The 19638-nt window shown below is 36.2% G+C and carries 20 protein-coding genes; 14 read left to right on the top strand and 6 right to left on the bottom strand.

Going from position 1 to position 19638, the window contains the following annotated elements:
• Nucleotides 1-187: 187 nt before the first annotated feature.
• Together ACTNEP_RS06895 and ACTNEP_RS06890 are read left to right on the top strand one after the other, a co-directional pair.
• Nucleotides 188-1399 carry an amidohydrolase gene (locus ACTNEP_RS06895; RefSeq protein WP_441161041.1) on the top strand — a complete coding sequence of 404 codons (1212 nt, stop codon included), beginning with the start codon at nt 188-190 and terminating at the stop codon, nt 1397-1399.
• Nucleotides 1380-1796, top strand: coding sequence for an amidohydrolase family protein (locus ACTNEP_RS06890; RefSeq protein ID WP_441161040.1), 417 nt, complete (start codon nt 1380-1382; stop codon nt 1794-1796). The genes ACTNEP_RS06895 and ACTNEP_RS06890 overlap by 20 nt, the downstream gene beginning before the upstream one ends.
• A gap of 333 nt (nt 1797-2129) precedes the next feature.
• Here the strand turns inward: ACTNEP_RS06890 and ACTNEP_RS06885 are convergent, their stop codons facing one another.
• A complete protein-coding gene (locus ACTNEP_RS06885; RefSeq protein WP_441161039.1) occupies nt 2130-2951 on the bottom strand; it encodes an NAD kinase in 822 nt (273 codons plus the stop codon).
• Nucleotides 2952-3200: 249 nt separating this feature from the next.
• Between ACTNEP_RS06885 and ACTNEP_RS06880 the strand changes: the two genes are divergently transcribed.
• From ACTNEP_RS06880 to ACTNEP_RS06860, 5 genes are all read left to right on the top strand, one after another.
• Nucleotides 3201-3602 (top strand): hypothetical protein, encoded by a 402-nt coding sequence (locus ACTNEP_RS06880; protein WP_441161038.1) that lies wholly within the window; start codon nt 3201-3203, stop codon nt 3600-3602.
• Between the two features lie 3 nt (nt 3603-3605).
• Nucleotides 3606-4058: a GerW family sporulation protein gene (ytfJ, locus tag ACTNEP_RS06875; protein ID WP_441161037.1), complete on the top strand. Its 453-nt coding sequence runs from the start codon at nt 3606-3608 to the stop codon at nt 4056-4058.
• A 188-nt stretch (nt 4059-4246) separates the two neighbouring features.
• A complete protein-coding gene (locus ACTNEP_RS06870; RefSeq protein ID WP_441161036.1) occupies nt 4247-5224 on the top strand; it encodes a class I SAM-dependent methyltransferase in 978 nt (325 codons plus the stop codon).
• Nucleotides 5225-5393: 169 nt separating this feature from the next.
• Nucleotides 5394-6581: an acetate kinase gene (locus tag ACTNEP_RS06865; RefSeq protein ID WP_441161115.1), complete on the top strand. Its 1188-nt coding sequence runs from the start codon at nt 5394-5396 to the stop codon at nt 6579-6581.
• 259 nt (nt 6582-6840) lie between these two features.
• Nucleotides 6841-8478 carry a glutathione ABC transporter substrate-binding protein gene (locus ACTNEP_RS06860; RefSeq protein WP_441161035.1) on the top strand — a complete coding sequence of 546 codons (1638 nt, stop codon included), beginning with the start codon at nt 6841-6843 and terminating at the stop codon, nt 8476-8478.
• Between the two features lie 273 nt (nt 8479-8751).
• Here the strand turns inward: ACTNEP_RS06860 and ACTNEP_RS06855 are convergent, their stop codons facing one another.
• From ACTNEP_RS06855 to ACTNEP_RS06835, 5 genes are all read right to left on the bottom strand, one after another.
• The gene (locus tag ACTNEP_RS06855; protein ID WP_441161033.1) at nt 8752-9747 is read right to left on the bottom strand and encodes an ABC transporter ATP-binding protein; all 996 of its coding nucleotides are present in this window, start codon (nt 9745-9747) and stop codon (nt 8752-8754) included.
• A complete protein-coding gene (locus tag ACTNEP_RS06850) occupies nt 9716-10747 on the bottom strand; it encodes an ABC transporter ATP-binding protein (protein ID WP_441161032.1) in 1032 nt (343 codons plus the stop codon). The genes ACTNEP_RS06855 and ACTNEP_RS06850 overlap by 32 nt, the downstream gene beginning before the upstream one ends.
• A gap of 25 nt (nt 10748-10772) precedes the next feature.
• The gene (locus ACTNEP_RS06845; RefSeq protein WP_441161031.1) at nt 10773-11693 is read right to left on the bottom strand and encodes an ABC transporter permease; all 921 of its coding nucleotides are present in this window, start codon (nt 11691-11693) and stop codon (nt 10773-10775) included.
• Nucleotides 11694-11710: 17 nt separating this feature from the next.
• Nucleotides 11711-12613, bottom strand: coding sequence for an ABC transporter permease (locus ACTNEP_RS06840; protein ID WP_441161030.1), 903 nt, complete (start codon nt 12611-12613; stop codon nt 11711-11713).
• A gap of 367 nt (nt 12614-12980) precedes the next feature.
• Nucleotides 12981-13424, bottom strand: coding sequence for a universal stress protein (locus ACTNEP_RS06835; protein ID WP_441161029.1), 444 nt, complete (start codon nt 13422-13424; stop codon nt 12981-12983).
• A gap of 214 nt (nt 13425-13638) precedes the next feature.
• On the opposite strand from ACTNEP_RS06835, the gene ACTNEP_RS06830 reads away from it, so the two are divergent.
• The 7 genes from ACTNEP_RS06830 to ACTNEP_RS06800 all read left to right on the top strand — a co-directional run bounded on the left by ACTNEP_RS06830 (nt 13639) and on the right by ACTNEP_RS06800 (nt 19411).
• Nucleotides 13639-14391 carry an SDR family oxidoreductase gene (locus ACTNEP_RS06830; RefSeq protein WP_441161028.1) on the top strand — a complete coding sequence of 251 codons (753 nt, stop codon included), beginning with the start codon at nt 13639-13641 and terminating at the stop codon, nt 14389-14391.
• A 248-nt stretch (nt 14392-14639) separates the two neighbouring features.
• The gene (locus tag ACTNEP_RS06825) at nt 14640-15149 is read left to right on the top strand and encodes a DUF4178 domain-containing protein (protein WP_441161026.1); all 510 of its coding nucleotides are present in this window, start codon (nt 14640-14642) and stop codon (nt 15147-15149) included.
• Between the two features lie 23 nt (nt 15150-15172).
• Nucleotides 15173-15841 (top strand): PspA/IM30 family protein, encoded by a 669-nt coding sequence (locus ACTNEP_RS06820; RefSeq protein WP_441161024.1) that lies wholly within the window; start codon nt 15173-15175, stop codon nt 15839-15841.
• Nucleotides 15842-15951: 110 nt separating this feature from the next.
• Entirely contained in the window at nt 15952-16617 is a 666-nt protein-coding gene (locus ACTNEP_RS06815) for a DUF4247 domain-containing protein (RefSeq protein ID WP_441161023.1), read from the top strand.
• Nucleotides 16618-16638: 21 nt separating this feature from the next.
• Complete coding sequence (locus tag ACTNEP_RS06810) at nt 16639-17034, top strand: DUF350 domain-containing protein (RefSeq protein WP_441161021.1); 396 nt, start codon at nt 16639-16641, stop codon at nt 17032-17034.
• Between the two features lie 71 nt (nt 17035-17105).
• The gene (locus tag ACTNEP_RS06805; RefSeq protein WP_441161113.1) at nt 17106-18659 is read left to right on the top strand and encodes a polyamine aminopropyltransferase; all 1554 of its coding nucleotides are present in this window, start codon (nt 17106-17108) and stop codon (nt 18657-18659) included.
• A gap of 71 nt (nt 18660-18730) precedes the next feature.
• Nucleotides 18731-19411, top strand: a complete 681-nt coding sequence (locus ACTNEP_RS06800; protein WP_441161019.1) for a metal-dependent hydrolase — start codon at nt 18731-18733, stop codon at nt 19409-19411.
• The last annotated feature ends 227 nt before the right edge of the window (nt 19412-19638 follow it).

Raw genomic sequence — 19638 nt, 5'->3', positions numbered from 1 at the left:
AAATAGAGGATAGTGCAGGTGCACTATCCTTTTCTTATGGTTTCAAAGTTAGCCAGTATAGAGGGGATTTCTCACAATCATCAAGAATACGTAGACTTTTTAATGCAGGTGCTTTGCGCATTTCATCACTTTTTGCTATTGTTATACCATATTAACAGAAGATTATAAGGCTAGGTTAGGTGATAGAATGGGGATCCTTTTTCATGGTGGTACGATTTATACAATGGAGGATGAAATATCAACAACAGAAGCAGTGTTTGTGGAAGATGGTACGATTATAGAAGCAGGGGCACTACTGGATCTGAAAAATACATATATGAACAGAATTGACAAGGAATATAACCTGGAAGGAGCAGTAATGTACCCAGGATTTGTCGATAGTCATTTGCATATCATTGGTCACGGTGAAAAATTATTACGCCTTGACTTATCGTCTATGGAATCTGCAAATGAAGTATTACAAGCTCTAGAAAGGAAGATACACGAGTTAGAACCAGATGAATGGCTAATAGCTGATGGCTGGAATGAAAACCAATGGAAAGATGCGAGAATTATTGATAAAAGGGAATTGGACGAGATTTCTGGAGAACATCCAATCATGATGTCGCGAATATGTCGTCATGCTATTATCGTTAATTCAAAAGCATTAGAGTTAGCTGGAATAACAAGTGAAACAGAAGATCCCCAAGGCGGAAAAATAGTGCGTGATGAAATAGGAGAGCCTACGGGATATTTATTAGATCAAGCACAGGAATTAGTAAAAGAGATCATACCGCCAATGTCTGATGCGAAATTAGAGGAGACAATCAACGTTGCAATAAAGGATCTGCTTCGCTTAGGTTTAGTTGGCGGGCATAGTGAAGATCTAGCTTATTATGGCGGGTTTAGAAGGACATTAAAAGCATATCATCATGTTTTACCTGAAATGTATAAATTTAGAGCCCATTTATTAGTTCATCATCTAGTGTTTGAGCAAATGTTAGAGCAAGGCATGCAATATGGTGATGGAGGAGAATTCACAACATTAGGTGCAATGAAAATATTTTCTGATGGTGCTTTAGGTGGCAGAACAGCGTGGTTAAGTGAGCCATACGATGATGAGCCAAATAATGTCGGTATTTCGATACATGCAAAAAATGATTTAGAAATGCTTTTTCAAAAGGCTAGAAAATATCAGCACCCTGTCGCCGTTCATGCAATAGGTGATCGAGCAGTAGAGGAAATCGTGGCTTGTATAGAAAAATATCCATTAAAAAATGATTTAAAGGACCGTATCATTCATGCGCAAATCATGAATGATCGTTTATTGAATAAATTAAAAAAAAATCCCAGTAGTACTAGATATTCAACCTTCTTTTGTTGCTTCAGATTTTCCTTGGGTGAAGGAGAGAATTGGTGATAAACGGGCAGATCAGTCTTATCCATGGAAAACTTATATAAATAACGGAATTGCGTGTGCTGGCGGATCAGATGCTCCGATTGAAGAGGTAAACCCATTATTAGGGATTCAAGCAGCAGTAACTAGAAGATCTAATATTGATGGTCAAGTATATGGGAGTGATCAGAGGCTTTCGGTATTTGAAGCTATTTCTTTATACACGAAGGGAAGCGCATTTGTAATTAATCATCTCCATGATCGAGGAATGATAAAGGCAGGTTATGTAGCTGACTTTACTATTTTAGAGAAAGATCTTTTTAAACATAATCCTGATCTATTCCATAAAATAAACGTAAAAGCAACCATCGTAGACGGTGAGATCATGTATGAAAATCCGGACGAGCCTTTAAAAAACTAAATATCCAGTATACACCATTATATGAACGATAGAAAAGAGTTGGGACAAAAGAGTGTGAAGAAGGAAAAATTCAAACATTCACCAGCGTTTCTGCAAAATACTTCGTTTTCCTTAGGCACAGCATCAGTTAACTTTGCAATGAACGCTTGGTAAAGTAGATCTTCCGCTCGTGTCGAAGATCAGGACGATCAAGTGTCTGTTTTGGTCACAAGACGTGACCGTAGTTAGCCGATCCACAGGAGTCTTCGTTTTTTAACGACACTGAATCCAGAGTGTTCGGATCCTCCTCTCCCTCTTTTCGTTTTTGCCCCCACCCTCTACATTTGTTTATTGTTATAAAAATGTCCGCTGAACACGGTCCCAGAAGGAGTTGTTTTTTAACTTCACCGTTTTAATTCGTTTATCACTTAACTGAATCTTTAAAGTATGAATATTTCTAATTGAATAAGCTTCATTATCTAGTCCAACTATAGGATAATCGTTACCATCTTGAATTACTTCGAGACGCAATGTCCGATCTTCATTCAGTACAAATGATGATCCTAAGGTACGATAACGATTATTGTTTAAAGAAGCAAGCTCTGAAACTTGTAAACAAGGGATTTTCGGGTCAATCACAGCACCTGATATTGACTTGTTATAACCTGTGCTCCCAGTAGGAGTCGCCACAATTAAACCATCTCCACGGAAACGTTCGAAATGATTATCATCAATAAATACATCTATTACAATTGTTTTAATAACTGCAGAACGAATAGCTGCTTCATTTAAACAATGGAAAGTTGACTGTTCATTGATGGTTACATCAATGATCGGGAAGCGCCGAACCTCAATATTATCATTTTTCATGGATGCTACCATCTGATCGTACTGATCAATATTAAAATCACAATATAGGCTTGATTCATCTGCTTGTGTAATGCCTAGGTATAAACAATCCTGACGGAAGTTTGTGTGTCGGACAGCTTGAAGAAATTCACCATCACCACCAACACTGATTATAATGTTAGCATCCTTTGGTTCTTCAACGATTCGAAATCCTTGCTTTGTAACATATTCAAATAAAGGTTCTAATTTTTTTATAAGTTTCTCATCTTTTTTGTAATAAAAATATAAGTTACTTCGGTTGTCCACTTTTTTCCCTCCTAACAGCATATCTATCTATTCTCATCATATCATGGTTTCCTGGACTATCCTATCGATTAATATGCAATATTTTGTGTCGATTATCATTACTTTATGATTATTATGGTATTTATTAGTAAATAATAATGATGAGGTGAGAATATGCTGATTGTCTTATTAATAATTTTAATCCTTTTTTTCCTTATCATACTTCTGATTTTTTCTAGATCTCGAGTGTATATTTCTCTTGATTGGCATTGGGATGAAAATGATAAATATATGCAATATAAAATCAGTATATTACATATTACTTTCTATCAAAAGACAATCGATTTCGACCAACTAGCTATTACCTTTTTAGAACCTAGTAAGAATGGGAAGAAGAAAGAGATGTATTCCCTCGTAAAAACTGTGCTGAAAAAATCAAACATGGAGAAGATCCAAGCCGATACCATTGTTGCAACATATGATCCAGCAATTACGGCTTATCTTTATGTGTCTATTAGCTCCTTAGCAGAATGGATCAAGGCGCAATATAGTCATCACCTTGTTCAGCTAAATGTATCAGCTGATTTTGAACAGGAAACCTTCCAATCAGCAGGTGAATGCATGATATCGATTAAATTGAGTAAGACTATCAAAGAATTAAAAAAAATGAATAAATTACGGAAGGAGTATTAATTAATGGCAGACAATAATCAAGATGTTCACCCGTTAGAAGGATTTATGAATTTAACAATGGAAAATTTAAAGCAACTAGTGGAAGTAGATACAGCAATTGGGAAACCAATAGAAGTACCGGATGGAAGTTTAATTATACCTCTATCCAAAGTGAAATTTGGTTTTGCAGCTGGAGGTAGTGAATTCATGCCAGGGGGTCAACAGGAACAACAAAACCAAGATGACGAGAATCAATCAGAATCGATTATCCCGTTTGGTGGTGGGAGTGGAGGTGGTGTTTCGATTATACCTTCCGCATTCGTGGTAGCAAATAAAGAAGGGGTCGAACTCCTATCATTAAATGAATCCGCTAATGCTTACGAGAAAGTGATAGAGAAAAGTCCACAAGTGATTGATCAAGTTTTAGAAATGTTAAAACAAAGAAGAGATGAAAGGGATCAAAGTAGTGATATCTAATGCTTCTCAGTAGACAATTTGATTTCACTGCCTTCATAATATAATGTGGCTTCTAAAAGTGGATTTTTAACCCGCTTTTAGTATCAGGGTGTTTATCGTCCGTACGTCCTAGTAGACTCTTATGAACGATAATCATCTTGTTAAATAGGCAGTGAATCATTTTGTATATTGATGGAGGGAAAACAAAGATGTCATTTGATATAGAAAAAGCCTTTGCAGATTTAGATCAACTAACTACGGCTATTGAGGAAACAGAAAATGAGCCATATTTGGATAGTTTGATTTTTGCATTGCGAGCAATTCAAACGGAAGAAACACTAGAAATGCCCAATAAGAAAACAGAGGAAAGCCTACATTCCCTTAAAAAGTTATTTTTAAGGGAAGATGCTACAAGTGAATCGATTAGAAAAGTTATTCAGTTAGCTTTAATTAAAGGAATGAAAGGATCTACCCAACATCAGCATGTGGTAACACCAGATTCTGTTGCGATGTTTATGGGATACTTTGTTCAAAAGTTAATGCCAGATAAGAAGCAGTTTCGCTTACTTGATCCGGCTAGTGGTGCAGCAAATTTATTAACGGCTGTAATCAATCAGGTAGAAGCAGAGGTTAGCGGGTATGGAAGTGAAATTGACCCTACTTTAATTCAGTTAGCAGTGGAAAGTGCAAATCTGCAGAAAGTCGAAGTAGAGTATTTTCATCAAGATAGCTTAACATCATTATTATTAGACCCAGTTGATGTAGTTATAGCCGATTTACCTGTTGGATATTATCCGAATGATGAACAGGCTGCCCAATATGAATTAAAAGCTGAGGAAGGACATGCATATTCACATCATTTATTTATTGAGCAAAGCATGAAATATACGAAGGAAGCAGGTTACTTACTATTTTTAATTCCTAATTTTCTTTTTACTAGTGACCAAAGTGATAAGTTACAGAAATTTTTACGTCATAATGCTCATATATTAGCACTAATGCAATTACCATTGACCATGTTTTCTTCGGAAAAACATGCTAAAAGTATATTGGTTTTACAAAAGCAAGGAGAAAATACAAAACCACCAAAGCAAACATTAATGGCACAATTACCATCATTTAAAGATGTTCATGCGACACATAATATGTTGACAAAGATTGATAATTGGTTCGAATCTGAAAAATGAGAAAAATCAGAAAATAAAGATTTTGTGAAGCAAACGTTACCATATAATATTCCGGTTGCAAACTTATTCTGACGGTGTTTAAATGGATATGGGAATGTTAAAACAGATGAAAAAACATTGTTTAGCTAGCCAGGATAAGTACAATGAAAGAATGAAAGGATTGAAAATGTTGCGTAAAATCTTAGCTGTAAATGCCGGAAGTTCTTCACTAAAGTTTCAACTAATTGAAATGCCAGAAGAAAAAGTGTTATCAAAAGGACTTATAGAACGTATCGGAATTGCGGATTCCGTTTTCTCTATTGAATTTGAGGATAAAGAAAGTGAAGAGATCCTAGAGATACCAGATCATGCAGTAGCTGTTAAGCTATTACTTGATAAATTAACATCATTTGGTGTTATTAAAAGCTTAGACGAAATAGACGGTATAGGTCACCGTGTTGTGCATGGTGGGGAGAAATTTAATGATTCTGTCGTAATAACTGATAACGTTATAGAAGATATTGAAGAGGTATCTGAATTAGCACCATTGCATAATCCCGCAAACCTAACGGGGATCCGTGCTTTTCGTGAAGTACTACCTGATGTACCAGCTGTTGCCGTTTTTGATACAGCATTTCACCAAACAATGCCAGAGCAATCTTACTTATACAGTTTGCCATATGAATACTATCAAAAATATGGGATCCGTAAATATGGATTTCATGGTACATCACACAAATATGTATCTGAACGTGCTGCCGAATTAATGGGAGTACCGTTAGAACAACTTCGACTATTATCTTGTCACTTAGGAAACGGTGCAAGTATCGCTGCAATTGAGAACGGAAAATCTATTGACACATCGATGGGCTTTACCCCTTTAGCTGGTGTGACAATGGGGACAAGATCTGGAAATATTGATCCAGCGTTAATTCCATACATTATGGAGAAAACAGGTCAATCTGCTTCAGAAGTGATGAATGTTCTAAATAAGAAAAGTGGTATGTTAGCTTTATCTGGATTTTCCAGTGATCTACGGGATATTCAAGAGAAGGCTGAGCAAGGTGACGATCGTGCTGAATTAGCACTTCGAGTATTTGCTGAGCGAATTCACAAATATATTGGTTCATATGCAGCGAGAATGCATGGGGTAGATGCGATCATCTTTACGGCAGGTGTAGGAGAAAATAGTATAACAATTCGTGAGCGCGTATTAAAAGGATTAGAGTTCATGGGTGTGTACTGGGATCCTAGTCTAAATAATATTCGTGGAAAAGAAACATTTGTAAATTATCCACATTCACCAGTCAAGGTAATCATTATCCCGACGAACGAAGAAGTGATGATTGCTAGAGATACAATAAGGTTGACTAAGTAAATGTAATAGGATGATATGATTATAGACCTTCTTCCTGTATAACAGGAAGGAAGGTCTTTTTTTGTCTTAAATGACCTTTGTCAAATAATCTTTTATACATTATTCACAAACAATGTTGAAATTATAGGCCGAAGGTAACAATAAAGTTATTATATGATTAATTTATCTTGAAAATAAGAGGTTTTTAGGTTATATTATAACTTGATTATAGTTTTACATAATCTTTACAAAAATATTAAAGTGGAGGGGGTTTAGATTGATGAAATCTAAACATTTAGTTCTAATGTTGTCTCTTCTATTTGCACTATCCATTGCACTAGTTGCCTGTGCAGGTGATGGTGAGCCTGATGAAGATACAACAGATGAAAGCGATCAAACTGAAGAAGGTACAGGGGAAGAAGGTAGTGAGGAAGAAGCAGCAGCTGGTTCTGGCGAGTTAGTGATAGCAGTTGCGTCAGACGTAGTTTCACTATCAGCACAAGGACAAAATGATGTGCCTTCAAGTAATGTGCGTGAAAATATTTATGAAACATTAACTAATTTAGATGAAAATCAAGAAATTATTCCTGGTTTGGCAACTGATTGGGAACAGGTTGATGATGTGACATGGGAATTCAATCTTCAAGAAGGTGTGACATTCCATGATGGTGCAGAATTCAACGCTGAAGCAGTTAAAAAAAGCTTTGATCGTTTAGTTGACGAAAATATTGCTTCACCATATGCTTTCCTAGTAGAACAGGTTGAGAGTGTTGAAGTTGTAGACGATTACACAGTTAGATTTAACTTAGAGTATCCATATGCGCCATTATTAGCAAATCTTGCACATAGTGGTACTGCGATAATGAGTCCGACAATTATTGATGAAGATTATGCACAACTAGAAGATGGTGGCGATGTTGACACATATATCAACCAAAATCCTAGTGGTACAGGACCATTTGAGCTTGACGAATGGTCTCCTGGGGAATTTGTTAAGTTAGCTAGATTTGAAGACTACTGGGGAGATAACGCTAAATTAGAATCTGTTCAATTTAAAGTAGTATCTGAACAAAGCTCACGAGTTGCTGAGTTAGAGACTGGTGTATCTCATGTTGCAGATAACATCGGACCTAACAACATTGCTCGTGTCGATGGTCTTCCAGACGCAGGTGTATTACAAGAACCAAGTGTTTCCGTTTCTTATATTGGATTTAATATAGAAAAAGAACCATTCGATGATGTTAGAGTACGTCAAGCTCTTTCAATGGCAATTGATAAAGATGAAATCATTGAAGGTGTAATGAATGGTGTCGGTATCCCTGCGATTGGCGCATTAGCACCACCTGTATTTGGTTATGATGATTCGATTGAAGGTTTACCATATGACGTTGAACAAGCAAAAGAATTATTAGCAGAAGCAGGATATGAAGATGGTTTCGAGACAACCATTTGGACAAATGATAACGAACAACGTGTGGACACAGCAGTTGCACTCCAATCTCAATTATCCGAAATTGGCGTAGATGTTCAAATTGAAGAGTTAGAGTGGGGAGCATACTTAGAACGTACATCCAATGGAGAGCATGATATGTTTATTTTAGGATGGTCTACTGTAACAGCAGATGCTGACTATGGTTTATACCCATTATTCCATAGTTCACAACATGGTGAGCCTGGTAATAAGGTCTTCTTAGCGGATGATGAAATAGATGCTTTGTTAGATGAAGGACGTCGAGAAACAGATCCTGAAGCTCGTCAGGAAATTTATACCGAAGTTCAACAAAAACTTGTTGACCTAGCTCCAATGATGTATACACATCACCAAGAGTATGTATTAGGTGTAAACGACTCTGTTAAAGACTTTGGTATCAATGCACAAGGTATTTACCAATTTAAAGAAGCATATATTGAAGAATAAATTTATTTAAGAAAAGGAAGCCTGTACATAAGGCTTCCTTTTTTAAGTACAATAAATTAAATTTGGCTCTACCATGGCATGTTTTTATGAAAAATTGAATCTGTTGATTATGTAGTTCTTATTACTTAGGAATAACTTATTTGGTCAGTTTGAATTATAAAAATAAATGGAGATGTTTCATATACCCTGCTACTGACCTAGTAAACATGCTTTTCTCTTAACATTAAAAAAGCACTTTGATAACTGAATGTTATCAAAGTGCTTTTTATATGACTATTTTGCGGCTATTTCTTCAATATGATGACATGCAGCGCGATGGCCTTCTTTCATATTATCTAAATTACGTAAAGCAGGAGTTTCCTGTCTGCAAATATCCGTAGCGAAAGGACATCTTGTATGGAATCTACATCCTTGTGGCGGATTAATAGGAGAAGGAACATCTCCTTTTAAAATAATTCTTTCTTTCTTCACTTCTGGATCAGGTGTCGGGATCGAAGAAAGTAATGCTTTTGTATAAGGATGCTGTGGGTTATCAAATAAAGATTTCTTATCTGCGATTTCCACTATTTTACCTAAATACATAACAATGATTCGATCGGAAATATGACGAACAACACCTAAGTCATGTGCAATGAATAAAAAGGTTAGATTGAATTCCTTCTGTAGCTTTTTAAGCAAATTAAGAACTTGTGCCTGTACAGATACGTCTAAAGCAGATACTGCCTCATCACAAATGATCAGTTTAGGGTCAACAGATAACGCGCGGGCGATACCGATACGTTGTCGCTGACCACCTGAAAACTCATGTGGATACCGATCGATTTGATCCGCGTTTAACCCAACAGTTTCAAGTAATTCAATCGCTCTTTCGCGCCTTTTTGCCTTCGGTACAGCGTTTTGTATTTCCATTGCTTCTATCAAAATCTGTGCGACGGTTTGTCTAGGATTCAGGGAAGCATATGGATCTTGAAAGATTACTTGTAAATCCTTTCTTTTCTTTCTCATTTCGCGCTTATTTAAAGCAAGTAAGTCAACACCATCAAACTGTATTGTTCCATCAGTTGGTTCATCTAAACGCAAAATAGCTCGTCCAGTAGTAGATTTACCACATCCAGACTCTCCAACAACACTTAATGTTTCCCCTTCATAAATATCAAAGGAAATATCGTCTACAGCTTTTACATGATTTATTGTTCTTCCTAGAAATCCCCCTTTAATAGGGAAATGTTGTTTTAGATTATTCACTTTCAGCAGTTCTTTTTGACTCACGTACATTCACCTCCGGATCTCCGTCCCAACGATCAGTATAAATCCAACATCGTACTTCGCCACCATCAGATTGTGTATCTAGACTCGGTAATTCCTTGTCACATAATGCTGTTGCAAACGGACAACGAGGTGCAAAGCTACAACCAGCTGGCATATCTTTAGGACTTGGTACATTACCTTTTATAGGTTCTAATTCATCTATATCTGTGTCATGTCTAGGAATTGAATTAAGTAAACCTACCGTATATGGGTGTTTAGGAGACTTGAAAATTGATTTAACATCTTGGTATTCAACTACTTTTCCACCGTACATCACGGCAACATAATCACACGTTTCTGCAACAACACCCATGTCATGGGTAATCATAATCACAGACATTCCTAATTCTTGTTGAAGGTCTTTGATTAATTCAAGAATCTGTGCTTGAATCGTAACATCTAGTGCAGTAGTAGGTTCATCGGCTATCAGTAATTCTGGGTTACAGGCTAAGGCCATAGCGATCATCACACGCTGTCTCATTCCACCAGACAACTGATGTGGATATTGATTCACTCGTTGCTCTGGCGATGGAATTCCAACTAAGCTGAGCAATTCAATCGCTTTTTTTGTACCATTGTGTTTATCAAGACCTTGATGGACTTTTAATGTCTCACGAATTTGTTGTCCTATTGTATAGACAGGGTTCAAAGAAGTCATCGGTTCTTGAAAAATCATGGAAATTTCGTTACCGCGAATGTCGCGAATCTCTTTTTCGCTTAATTTTGTAAGGTCTCTTCCTTTAAAATTAATTTCTCCGCCAACAATTTTACCGGGTTTATCAAGCAGTTGAAGAATGGACATGGCGGTAATACTTTTTCCTGAACCTGACTCACCAACAATACCGATCGTTTTTCCTTTAGGTAATTTGAATGAAACGCCATCAACCGCTTTTACCTCAAAGTCTTCCAATAAAAAGGAAGTTCTAAGATCTTTTATATCTAAAATTATTTCTTGATTCACATTGCTCACCTCTTTCAGTATGGATTTAGTCCATATTAATACGTTTGTTTAGGAATTTATAAGAAATATCGACAAGTAAGTTAACAAAAACAAAAACAACAGCTATTACTAGAACGGATGCTTGCACAACAGGGAAGTCCCTTGCAAGGATACGGTCAACAATTAATTTACCCATACCGTTAATAGCAAAAACAGATTCTGTTAAAACAGCACCAGCTAGTAAACTACCAAACTGTAATCCAATTACAGTTACAACAGGGATAAGGGCATTTTTCAAAGCATGTCTGTAAATGACTACTTTTTCCTTTAACCCTTTGGCTCTTGCAGTTCGGATATAATCTTGGGAAATGACATCGAGCATACTTGATCGTGTCATACGTGCAACTACAGCTGCCCCCATTGTTCCTAAGGTTATAACCGGCAAGATAACTTGTTGAGGCGATCCCCAGCCTGTTGGTGGGAGCCAGCCAAGCTGAATGGAAAACCATTGCATAAGCATTAAACCAAACCAAAAGTTTGGCATGGATAAACCGAATAAAGCTACTAGCATAATTCCTACATCTGCAAATGAATATTGTCTCACAGCTGAGATAATTCCAGCTAATAATCCAAGGAAAATACTAAAAATGGTACTATATACAGCTAACTCAAAGGTGACCCAAAACTTTGGCCACAGCTCTTGCCCTACTGGTAAACTAGTTCTCCAAGAATTTCCAAACTCTAACATAACAGCGTTTTTTAAGAAATTAAAATATTGAACAGGAATAGGTTCATTAAGACCTAGTCGATTTTCTATTTGCTCAATCGTCTCTTTTGGGGCATTTTCTCCAGCAATAATTTGTGCTGGGTTCCCTGGAGTAAGGTGCATAAGTGAGAAAACAATGATGGTTACACCTAATAAAACAGGGATCAATTGAATGATACGTCTTACTATAAATTGAAGCATTGGCGCACCTTCTTCCTTTATTTTTTATTCATTTTAGGGTCTAAAGCATCTCGTATACCATCTCCAAAAACGTTAAATGCCAAAACAATAAGCATTATTACTAATCCTGGGAATAAAGCGATATGTCCTGCATCCCACATAAAATCTCTTCCATCACTTAGTAATGCACCTAACTCAGGAGATGGTGGCTGTTCACCCATTCCTAAGAATGAGAGACCACTTGCAGTGATTACTGCACTGGCAATAAACAAGCTAGCTTGAACAATAATAGGGGATAGAATATTTGGTAAAATATGTTTTGTAATAATTCTGAGATCTGATGCACCAAGAGCTTTCATTGCATCAATATATTCCAGATTTTTTGTTGCTAGAGTTGATCCACGTACTATCCGTGCAAATGTCGGTATGGCAAAAATAGCAATTGCATAGATAACATTCGTACGACTCGGTTCTAAGATACTAATTAACGCTAAAGCTAGTAATATACCAGGGAAAGCTAGTAATATGTCCATCAAGCGCATAATAACAGCATCAATTTTACCACCGTAGTATCCGGAAATGATTCCAATAATCACCCCTGCAAGTCCACCTAATATGGTAGCAGTAAAACCAATGAGCATGGTGATCCCGAGGCCATGAATTACTCGAGTGAAGATATCCCTTCCATGATGATCAGTACCAAACCAATGATCAGCCGATGGTCCTTCTAATTTGACAGAATAGTCAGTAGCATATGGATCTGTTGGTGTAAGTAAAGGGCCAATAATTGCTATTATGATAAGAAGGATAATTAGGTATCCTCCAACCATAGCGCTTTTATTTTTTCTTAATTTCTGATAAAACTCTTTTATGGTTCTTTTCCAAGGTCCATCAGACTTGGCAGTTTTAATATTTGTTTGCTGAATTTGTTCAGTGGTCAAATAAGTTACCTCCTTTTTGTTGTATTCTATCCCTATTATTATAAAGGAAAGCTTGTTTATTTTAAGTGGATTGTCAACTAAAGTAACAAGATACCCCTTACATATTACAATTGATCAGAATGACCTATATACCAATGGCGAAATTTGTCAAAAAAGGTCTATTTTAATCAACTGCAATTTATACGATATTAACTATATCACATAACAAGGAATATATTAATGTATTTAAAAAAATAAAAATATTCAAATAATTTTACTTATTATTAATTAAATAAACCGATTAATGGAAGTAAATCATTTTAACATGAGAAAATAGAGAGCTTGTTTGTTGCTCTCTATCAGTAGTTAGTTTGTAGTATTTGAAAGTTTAGCTTCTAACGACTAATACATCACATGCTGCATATCTTGCAATATTTTCCGACACACTTCCTATTAAGAACCTTTCAACTCTATTCATTCCAGTCGCCCCACAAATAATTAAGTCTACATCAAACTTTTTAGCGAGATCCTTTGGGATTTTAATTTTAGGTGAGCCTATTTCTACATGTGTTGTAATATCATAAATACCTTTTTTATTGGCTTTATTTTTGTACTCATCAAGTAGAGTTTGCGCATAATTTTCTGAACGAGCAGCAAGTGTTTGATCATATACTTCTGGTGCAACAGTTGTGATCGTTCTTGTATCAATAACATGAGCTAAATACATTTTAGCATTGTTTCGAAGAACGATATCAACTGCTTTTTTAAAAGCTAATTCTGATGAATCGGAGCCGTCTACTGCTACTAAAATACGATTATATTCAAAAGCCATTCTAATCTCTCCTTTAACATCTATAGTGTTATTATATCATGTATACGCTTACACGTGTTAATTCTTATAAAATTTTTTTCTACTATTCACATACCACTCTTCATCTATACAAAAACCTACTGTTCATGCAGAATTTGCTCACAATAATAGAAAAAAATCAGACAATCATGTAACATATAATGTAGGAAGGAAGTATGGATAAGGAGGAAGAAACATGGGACACGCCTTTATTACGGCTGGAACAAAAGGCTTAGGGTTAAAAGTTACAGAAGCATTTATCGAAAAGGGACATAGTGTTTCTATTACATATTTCAGAGATCAGCAACGAGCACAAGAAATGTTAAAAAAATACCCGGAAGCATCCATTGAAATTATTCAAGCCGATGTCTGTAACAAAAAAGATCTATCTAATGCTGTGAATAAGGCCGTGGAAAGGTTTGGTACCATCGATTATTTAATCAATAATGCGGGACCATTTATATTTGAAAGAAAAAAATTAATGGATCATACAGAAGATGAATGGAATCAAATGATTCGTGGCAATTTAGATGCTGTTTTTCATTTGTTGAAATTAACTATCCCAGCAATGCGCAAGCAGCATTTTGGCAGGATTGTCAATTATGGATTCCAAAGTGCAAACTCAGCAGCTGGATGGATTAATCGCTCGGCATTTTCTGCAGCAAAGGTTGGATTAGTATCGTTAACCAAATCAATTGCATACGAAGAAGCAGAGCATGGAATTACCTCGAATATGGTCTGTCCTGGTGATATTATAGGAGAAATGAAAGAGTCATCGATAGCTGAAAGCAGAAAGGTAGAGGATACCTACACACCAATTGGTCGTTCAGGAACTGGAGAAGATATCGCAAGAGCGGTGATGTTTTTCTGTGAGGACAATGCAGATATGGTAACAGGTACCGTTGTTGAGGTGACAGGTGGATTAGATGTTATTCATCAACACCGATAAATCGACTTCTTTTGTAAGCGAAAGGATAAATAGCTATTCCTTTCGGTAAGACAAATAATGCGTCGTCTTCATTCCATACCACACACTATTTCTCTAATAGAAGGAGGTGAACGAACTTACGCTTTGTACAACCGCTACCATTATTGTTTATTTTTCTTATAGAATTTTTAAAAATATTGAAACTTTTTTCATGTTAAACCGTATCTAAGAATAACAACCCATTTTTGAGAAAGAAATGAGGGATGCTATTGGGTTTCTTTTCAAGATTATTTAATAAAAAGGAGAAGAAAGCAACAGTTAGAAAAAGAGATGTGCTTTCCATAGAAGTGGGGGATATTATTGAATATGACTTAGCTGATTATGAAGTAGTTGGTAAAATAACCTACAGGCAAAATAATTATAAATGGTACAGTTATCAGCTGTTAGGAGAAGAGAAAACAATCTGGTTAGCTGCTGAGATGGATGATGAGTTAGAACTTGGAATCTATGAGAAAATGCAACTTCCTGAAGCAAATGATTTTCCTAATCAGTTAATATTTAATAACAAAACCTATTCTATCGATGAAAGTGGTCAGGCAGAAGTGACAGGAGAAGGAAGAAGTAGTTCCTTAACTGGTCAGTGTATTCGTTATGCTGAGTATTGTGATGCGAGTGAATCTTCTTTTATCAGTTTGGAAGAATGGGATAGTGATGTAGAAGTAAGTATTGGTTATCCAATTGAAAACTATGAAGTGAAAATTATTGCAGGTTCACATTAACTATTATTTAGGAGGAGATAAATATGTTTCAATTTTTCAAAAGAATAAAAACGGTGGTTAGTTCAGAGTTGAATGCTATGTTAGACAAAGCAGAAGATCCGGTGAAAATGCTCGACCAGTTTATGCGTGATATGGAAGCTGATATCCGTGAGGTAGAAGCAGCTGTAGCCAAACAAATTGCGAATGAAAAAATGCTAAAAAGAAAGTCGGATGATGCACAGGCACTAGTGGAAAAACGCCAAGCTCAAGCAGAAAAAGCCATTGAAGCTGGAAATGAAGATCTTGCTCGACGTGCATTAGAAGATAAGAATGAACAAGCAGCACAAGCTGATTCGTTACGTGAATCCTGGGAGAGAGCAAAGCAGGATGCAGATCAGCTACGAGAAAAGCTAGACGAAATGAAGAAAGAATATCAGCAAATGCAATTAAAGAAAGATTCATTAAAGGCAAGAGCAGAGTCTGCTAAAACTCGTACGAAAATGAATCGTACGATGTCATCTATCGGTAATGATGCTTCTAAGCAAGGATTTGAACGTATGGAGGAAAAAGTACTTCAATTCGAAGCAGAAGCAGATACAAGTGAAGATCTATCAGCTGCAAGCAAAACATTAGATGATGAATTTGAACAATTAGCAAAAAATGACGTAGATGACGAACTGGCAGCCCTTAAAAAGAAATTAGGTAAAGAGTAACAAACCAAAAGCATCAAGGGTTGTTCCTTAAGAAAGTTTACTTTTTTAGTAAGCTACTTTTGGAACGCCCTCTTTCTGCTTAAAGGACTTAAACAGGAGGTGAGCATGGAGTGATTAAAAAGATTGTTTTTAGTATTACGTTGTTATTTTTTATCTTGCTTGTTGGCTGTAGTTCAGATTCATTCTCCAATTTGTCAGCTTTCGATGAATCAAGTACTATTTTAGAAGAAGATTTGCAGGTCGCAGAATCAAAAGAGCAAATTATAGAACGATTAAGGTCAGCCAATAATTCAAATGTGGAAGCACTTATCGCCAATCATTTCCCTTTTGTAGATTCAGTTGTCGGTGAAGATACTACTGCAAATGTGTATGGTACACTACAATTTGAAGTAGAAGAGTTAGCCGATCTAATTGCAGAGATTCAACAGCCTGTTGAAATCAGTGAATTTATTGATGGTCAGCAAATACTTGCTTATTCTGATCTCTTCATTATTCTCAAAGAAAGTGAAGAAATAGAAGATGCAACCTTTATTGAAGTAGCTAGTGAGCAGTTTGTACGTCAAAACTATTCACCCAATTTTTTAACTACATATTTCACTATTCGAATGCTCGACAGCTTCTTTGGGAACAATTGGGTATCTAATAGAAGAAATTATTGCAGTTCAAACGATTGTTACGGTGGATACTCTACCACACGAAGCTATAATAAAGGTGGAGTTACTAAAAATAGAGGATTAGGGTCTTTTCGTGGTGGTGGACCTAGTACAGGAAAATAAGAAAAAAGGAGAATGGAATATATGGAACCTTTTATTTCTACATTTATTTATTTTATAGCGGCTATTATCATTGTTATCATTGGACTTATCATTTTTGAGTTGCTCACTACTAAGTATAAAGATTGGGATCAAATTAGAGATGGCAATCATGCCATTGCTTTATCCATTTCTGGGAAAATAATAGGAATATGTATTGTTTTGGCATTCGCTATTTATCACAGTATTGACGTAGTCGAAACGCTAATATGGGGTGCTTATGGAGTTGTATTGCAGTTAGTAGCATATTTGATTTTTGAAGGAGTAACACGGAAATTTTCTGTAGAAGAACAACTAAAAGCCAATAATATAGCAGTTGGTATTATTTCGTTTGCTGTTTCTGTTGGACTGGCATTTGTTATTGGGGCTTCCATCACATAATGCAGAAAGCCTGACCATTTCGATGATGGGTCAGGCTTTTCCAATCGTGACTATCATAGGAAGTGTGGCGTATTATGGAAGAAATTAAATTAAAACAGAGTAATTTCATTTATTGGGCTTCTGGTATTGTATCGATATGTGGGATCATATTCGAAGTTTTGTTCGGTGCACTTGGCTCTTACATATTAGGTGATGGAGTAAAACAGTATACATTAACTATTTCTTTATTTCTCACGGGAATGGGAATAGGCGCAAGTTTGAGTGAAAGGGTAACGAAACATTTAGTACTATCCTTTATTTATATTGAATATTTTGTAGCATTAATTGGCGGTTTCTCCAGCTTTTTGATGTTTGCAGCAACCGCGTTTTTATCCAGTGGAACCGATGCCTTGTTTCTATATTCGATAACCTTGATTATAGGTGCGTTAACCGGTGTGGAATTACCGATTCTTATCAGAAAAGCTAATGAGATAGGTGTTACATTACAAAGAAGTACGGCAAGGGTATTATTTTCCGATTATGCCGGTGGCTTGATTGGCGGATTACTCTTTGTCTTTTTATTGAGACCACAGTTAGGAATGGTAAAAACCGCCTTTTTAGTAGGCTTGATTAATCTTACTGTTGCATTAGTGGTTCTGTATTTCTTTCGTAAGGAGATCATTCGTAAGACTTTGCATGTAATAATTGGGGGAGTTATCGCGATTTTGTTAATCGGAGGTTTACTTTTTGGCGAGTCACTAGCCTTATCTTTTGAACAAAAAATGTATAAAGATCCTATTATCCATCTCGAAGAAAGTCAATATCAGAAAATTATTATGACCAAGCAAAAGGAAGATGTTCGTCTATATCTTGATGGTGCCCTTCAACTTAGCTCCATCGATGAACACCGCTATCACGAAGTATTAGTCCATCCAGCAATGGCTCATGCAGAACGTCATGAAGAAGTGTTAGTGCTAGGTGGTGGTGATGGCTTGGCAGTAAAGGAATTATTAAAATATCCAGAAATCAACAACATAACATTAGTAGACTTGGATCCAGCAGTTGTCGAACTGGCTAATACCAATCCACATCTCCTTCAATTAAATAATCACTCATTACAGAATGATCGTGTCAATGTGGTGAACGAGGATGCCTTCGGGTTTTTAGAGAAGAGTGAAGATTGGTATGATGTAATTATTGTAGATTTACCTGATCCGAATAATGAAAGCCTCAATAAATTATATACAAAAGAATTTTATTCCCTTGTTCGAAATCATCTTCATCCTGGAGGTGCTGCAATGGTGCAAGCAACAAGTCCTGTATTTGCCAGAGAAGTATATTGGACCATTTCTGAAACAGTTAGCTCAACTGGATTAGAGGTGGAAAATTTACATGTTGATGTGCCGAGTTTTGGTGATTGGGGCTTTGTCATGGCAAGTAGGGATGAAATTAAGGTTGATTCGTTAACAATTGATGTCGACACCAATTTTCTAACAAATGACATATTGAAAAGTTTAACCATATTCGGTAAGGATGAAGATGAGAATATATTGGACAGTAATGGAGAACAGAAAGAATTAGAGGTTAATACGCTAATAAATCCCATTCTAATAGAAATATATGAAAATGCTTGGCAATATTATTAATAGATGTTTAAATTAACTATATATGGGAAAATAGGGTATAGAATTTTATTGAAAAAGGAGTGCATATGAACATGAAAGTATCTTTCCACGGACAGTCCTGTGTCAAAATTCAAACATCAGCTCACACCATTCTAATTGACCCGTTTATTACGGGTAATGGAACAAGTGACTTAAATCCGGATGCCGAGGAGCCCGATTTTATTTTGTTGACACATGGACATAATGATCATGTAGGCGATACAATTAGTATTGGTAGCCGAACTAATTGCCTTATAGTGGCACCAAATGAATTAGCCGAATACTTGGGATCGAGAGGATTACAAACACATCCAATGCATATTGGCGGTTCACATACATTCGATTTTGGTAAAGTAAAATTCACACCTGCTTTCCATGGATCTATGTTCGAAGATGAAGAGGGTAATAAGATTTATGGCGGAATGCCTGCAGGAATTTTATTCTTCGCGGAAGGGAAAACCCTTTACCATGCAGGTGATACTGGGCTTTTTTCTGATATGAAGTTAATCGGTGAGATGAATGACATCGATTTAGCCTTCTTGCCGATTGGTGATAATTTCACCATGGGACCAGAAGATGCCCTAATTGCAGCTGACTGGATAAAAGCAAAGCAAGTTGTCCCTATGCACTACAACACATTCCCGCTAATCGAGCAAGATGGAGAAGCTTTCTGCAACAAAGTAAAAACAGGAAAAGCTGTTCCCCTAAAGCCGGGAGAATATGTAGAATTATAAAACGAAGGTCAAAGCAATGTTGCTTTGACCTTTTACTTTGACAAGCTATGCTCTACCTATTATCAGTAAACGACAATCAAAAAAGCTGTCTCATAGAAAAACCGGCTATGACTATACTTTTCGATTAATACAGATTCTTAAAAGAAAATAAAACAGTCCAGTTTAACCATTTGCTTAAAACATGAAATGTATAATATTTCAAGAATAAATTGAATATTCTAATGAAC

The organism is Gracilibacillus sp. HCP3S3_G5_2 (genome assembly GCF_052063305.1).
Lineage (GTDB): Bacteria > Bacillota > Bacilli > Bacillales > Amphibacillaceae > Gracilibacillus.
This window is presented reverse-complemented; position numbering and strand designations above follow the sequence as displayed.